Here is a 3,077-nt window from a genome sequence, read left to right on the forward strand (position 1 = left end):
CTCAAATGAGGCAAAATTCAAAACGGAGCATCGGGCATCTTGCCTGTGGATTCAGATCCGATCGCCTCATTTAAGATCAAACAGTCCAGTAGGGTGAGTTAGGCGCGGCAGTAATTTTTCAGAAAAACCCACAACTTTCCATCCGCGCCGTAACCCACCATTTCCTTTTCATTGTCCATTTAATTGATGGGGCTCCTTCCGTTATTTGTCGGGCCGTCAAACGACAGCGAATGAGCTTAAAAAATCCCCCTCTCAGCATTCAAGAATTACTCGCTTCCTACGAAAGGCAAGGTTGGGATCAGACGGTAGCAGAACTCAGACTTTACGAAGAACTGCTTTAATGCGATCGCGGCTTTTTATTAAGTTTTGTCTCAAAAACTTGACAAAGAAAATTTTTTCCGAACCCCTTGACTCTCCAGTTAACCGGAGACTCTAAACTCAATCCATCGAGTCCTTAACCGGAGTCTGCCGATGAAAACCACCCACCTGCAACTCAAGGGGATGAGCTGCGCCGCCTGTGCCTCCCGCATCGAAACCGTCGTCAAGCGGATCGACGGCGTGGATCAGTGCCAGGTGAATTTTGGCGCCGAACAGGCTACCGTCAATTATAATCCCCAAAAAACCAATTTGGAGCAAATCCAACAGGCGGTATCCGATGCCGGATACGGCGCCAAACCGTTGAAGGGGATGAGACAGAGTGAAGATGAGACGGAACGGGAAAGCCGCCAAATTGAACGGGAACTGACGCGAAAAGTGGCGATCGCCGGTTTAATCAGTATTTTTCTGATGTTTGGCGGTTTACCAATGATGACGGGGTTAGATATACCTTGGATTCCCCATTGGATGCACAATTACTGGCTACAATTGGTGTTGACAACCCCCGTGATGTTTTGGTGCGGACACCAATTTTTTACGGGAGCTTGGAAAGGGTTAAAACAGCGTTCTTCGGATATGAATACCCTGATCGCTGTCGGAACTGGAGCCGCTTATATTTACTCGGTTTTCGTGACTTTATTTCCCCAAGTTTTTACCAGGCAGGGGTTGAGTGCCGATGTTTATTACGAGTCCGCCGTCGTCATTATTACCCTAATTCTACTGGGGCGATTATTGGAACATCGCGCCCGGGGCAAAACCTCCGAAGCCATCCGCAAATTGATGGGATTACAGGCGAAAACAGCCCGGGTAATCCGCTCCGGAGAAGAACAGGATATTCCCATCGATGAAGTGCAGGTGGGGGATGTGGTTGTCGTGCGTCCGGGGGAGAAAATTCCGGTGGATGGCGAAGTGATGGAAGGGCGATCGACGGTGGATGAGTCGATGGTGACGGGGGAAAGCGTTCCCGTCGAAAAGCATCCCGGAGATGAAGTGATCGGGGCGACAATTAATAAGACGGGGAGTTTTAAATTCAAAGCCGCCAGAGTCGGGGAAGAGACGGTTTTGGCGCAAATCGTGCAGTTGGTGCAGCAGGCACAGGGATCGAAGGCACCGATTCAGCGGTTGGCGGATCGGGTGACGGGGTGGTTCGTTCCGGTGGTAATTGCGATCGCGATCGCCACATTTGTCGTCTGGTTTAATATTACTGGAAATCTCACGTTGGCGATCGTGACAATGGTGGGCGTTTTAATTATCGCCTGTCCCTGCGCGTTGGGATTGGCGACGCCGACATCGGTGATGGTTGGCACCGGATTGGGGGCGGAAAATGGCATTTTAATCAAAGGTGCGGACAGTCTGGAACTCGCCCACAAAATCGAAACTTTAGTATTGGATAAAACCGGAACGCTGACGGCGGGAAAACCGACGGTAACGAACTACGTCACGACGGCGGGAACGGCGAATGATGCCGAGTTGAAATTGCTGCGGCTGGTGGCGGCGGTGGAACGCCAATCGGAACATCCTTTGGCGGAAGCGATCGTCGAATATGCCAAATCTCAACAGGTGGAATTTCCCCTTCCAAATGTGGAGGATTTCGAGGCGATGGCGGGAATGGGGGTGCAGGGAAGGGTTTCCGATCGCCGCATCCAAATTGGCACCTCGGCTTGGATGGAAGAATTGGGAATGGATACCCAAATTTTCGAGACGCAGCAGCAGCAATGGGAAACCGACGGACAGACGACGGCTTGGATCGCGATGGACGGAGAAATTGAGGGATTATTGGGAATTGCAGATACTCTAAAACCCTCGTCGGCGGAAGCGGTGAAGGCGTTGAAGCGGATGGGTTTGGAAGTGGTGATGGTGACGGGAGATAACCAGAAAACTGCCGAGGCGATCGCGGATCAAGTGGGAATCGATCGCGTTTTCGCCCAAGTTCGCCCCGATCGCAAGTCGGAAATCGTCAAATCCTTGCAGCAGGAAAAAGCCAAAAAAGGCAAGGAACGTCCCGTCGTGGCGATGGTGGGAGACGGCATCAACGACGCCCCGGCTTTGGCACAGGCGGACGTGGGAATCGCGATCGGCACCGGCACCGACGTGGCGATCGCGGCGGGGGATATTACCTTAATTTCCGGCGATTTAAAAGGTATCGTCACCGCCATTCAACTCAGCCGCGCCACCATGAACAATATCCGCCAAAATCTGTTTTTTGCCTTTATTTACAATACCCTGGGCATCCCGATCGCAGCGGGGGTTCTGTTCCCCCTCACCCACTGGCTACTCAACCCGATTATCGCCGGTGCTGCGATGGCGATGAGTTCCGTTTCCGTCGTCACCAACGCCCTGCGACTGCGGCGGACTCGCTTGGCGAAACATTGATGTTTTTTTTGAGGTTAAATCATGTTCAAATTCGGCAAAATTGGCGGTTATTTTACGGGGTTGTTGCTGGCGGGTGCGATCGCGTCCCTCCCGGCGGAAGCAATGCCCGAAAAATCCCACGGTGGCGAGTTCGGACAATTCAGCAAAATCGAACAACCCCTCGCCGTCAAGTTGGGTGTCACCCTCGGCGGTGTCGCCCTGATCGGTTTTGAATTGTGGTGGTTTATGTTTGAATCTGGAGGTAAAAAATCGACGGAGTGAGAATCCCCCCCAGCCCCCATCCCCCCCAGCCCCCATCCCCCCCAGCCCCCATCCCCCCCAGCCCCCCT

At 52.8% G+C, this 3,077-nt stretch carries 2 protein-coding genes; both read left to right on the forward strand.

Annotation, left to right across the window (positions count from 1 at the left end):
• The first annotated feature begins 471 nt into the window (after positions 1-471).
• Complete coding sequence (locus LKE08_RS00665) at positions 472-2,748, forward strand: heavy metal translocating P-type ATPase (RefSeq protein WP_324702265.1); 2,277 nt, start codon at positions 472-474, stop codon at positions 2,746-2,748.
• Between the two features lie 21 nt (positions 2,749-2,769).
• The gene (locus LKE08_RS00670) at positions 2,770-3,009 is read left to right on the forward strand and encodes a hypothetical protein (protein ID WP_324702266.1); all 240 of its coding nucleotides are present in this window, start codon (positions 2,770-2,772) and stop codon (positions 3,007-3,009) included.
• Positions 3,010-3,077 lie beyond the last annotated feature (68 nt).

Origin of the sequence: Lyngbya sp. CCY1209 (genome assembly GCF_035615495.1) — a bacterium.
Lineage (GTDB): Bacteria > Cyanobacteriota > Cyanobacteriia > Cyanobacteriales > Microcoleaceae > Limnospira.

Bases quoted from the DNA above. Each gene is read 5' to 3' on its own strand.
- LKE08_RS00665 (WP_324702265.1), top strand. From the start codon at position 472: ATGAAAACCACCCACCTGCAACTCAAGGGGATGAGCTGCGCCGCCTGT.
- LKE08_RS00670 (WP_324702266.1), top strand. From the start codon at position 2,770: ATGTTCAAATTCGGCAAAATTGGCGGTTATTTTACGGGGTTGTTGCTG.